The following is a 254-nucleotide window of genomic DNA, read 5'->3' as shown; positions in this document are numbered from 1 at the left end:
CTTCATTGCTGGTCAGTAAGAAGCATTCTTCTCGTATCTGATTACATAATTGCTCGACCTTTGCCGATAGGTTATAGTATGTTTTTATTGAAAAATCAGCGAGGATAGGGCATGGCCAAACTTGTTCAGTGTAAGGATTGTGGCAACCAAATAAGCAAAAATGCGGACTCTTGCCCTAATTGTGGGGCTAAAGTTAAACGTACATCGGTTCTTACATGGATTGCCATTATATTCATAGGAATGATAATTATTTC

Annotated in this window: 1 protein-coding gene; it reads left to right on the top strand. The window is 38.2% G+C overall.

Annotation, left to right across the window (positions count from 1 at the left end):
• Positions 1-111: 111 nt before the first annotated feature.
• On the top strand, positions 112-254 hold a 143-nt coding region (locus SB725_RS32535; protein WP_410923618.1), incomplete at its 3' end, for a zinc-ribbon domain-containing protein.

The sequence above is a fragment of the Pseudomonas sp. SIMBA_041 genome (genome assembly GCF_046535095.1).
In the GTDB taxonomy this organism is placed as follows: Bacteria; Pseudomonadota; Gammaproteobacteria; order Pseudomonadales; family Pseudomonadaceae; genus Aquipseudomonas; species Aquipseudomonas mucoides.
The sequence above is the reverse complement of the archived record's forward strand: the minus strand, read 5'-3'. Positions and strand labels throughout refer to the sequence as shown.